The 956-nt window shown below is 42.4% G+C and carries 1 protein-coding gene and 1 riboswitch; the gene reads left to right on the top strand.

The window, feature by feature from the left end; genetic code table 11:
• Positions 1 to 174: 174 nt before the first annotated feature.
• A riboswitch (purine riboswitch) is annotated at positions 175 to 273 on the bottom strand.
• Positions 274 to 467: 194 nt separating this feature from the next.
• On the top strand, positions 468 to 956 hold a 489-nt coding region (locus WEIDD23_RS08690; protein WP_156469616.1), incomplete at its 3' end, for an MFS transporter.

A 956-nucleotide genomic window follows, 5' to 3' on the forward strand; every position in this document is an offset into this window, starting at 1 on the left:
ATTGGCAGGCACAACCTGTGCGTTCGTTGCTAACACTTGCACGTCCTCAAAGGTCAACCCCATTGGAACAAATTTGTTGGTTACACTAAACTGAGACATAAAACCCTCCAAAATTTTTGTAACAAAAAAGCATTTCTGGATACAGTGATCCACAAATGCTTGCAAAGAGAGTCTCTTATTCAGTCATTTGCGGATTGTCGCCACTTTCGGTAGGCGGTAGAAACTCGCTGGCCATTTTCCAGCAATTAAATCTGCAAGTGCAAAAATGATTTTTGTGTAAAAGTTATTGTTCAATATATTACACGTCTTATGAAGGATTGCAAGTGCTGATGCCGAATAAAATCATTTAACTTGCATTTTAAGTTCGGTTAACAGTTTTACATTAGACAATCCGGGTGCATCTTCCGAAAAATAAGCGTACAATTGTCTCTTGGAATTAAATAACTGTGGAAAAAGGAGACTTCTTTATGACCAAGAAATTAGCCGGTCTCCCAACTTGGCAACGTAACCTATTTGTTTTATGGTTCGGTGTCTTTATGACCGGTATCGGATTTAGTGAAGTCTTGCCATTCTTATCACTCTACGTTGATACGCTTGGTAACTTCAGTAAAAATCAGCTCACCTTTTATAGTGGACTAGCTTTTGCCATCACTTTTTTGATGACAGCGATTGTGTCACCGTTCTGGGGTAAGTTAGCAGATAGCAAAGGACGTAAGTTAATGCTCCTGCGCGCCTCACTTGGTATGGCCATCGTGTTTCTGCTCATGGGACTTGCCCAAAACATTTGGCAATTAGTGTTCCTGCGGGCTTTGCAGGGGTTATTTGGTGGTTTCGTTTCAAACGCGAATGCCATGATTGCAACGCAGACCCCGAAGGAACGTTCAGGGTACGCCCTTGGTATGTTAGTGACTGGGGTAACCGGTGGTCAACTACTTGGCCCATTCATCGGTGGTATC

Source organism: Weissella sp. DD23, assembly GCF_001579105.1.
Lineage (GTDB): Bacteria > Bacillota > Bacilli > Lactobacillales > Lactobacillaceae > Weissella > Weissella cibaria.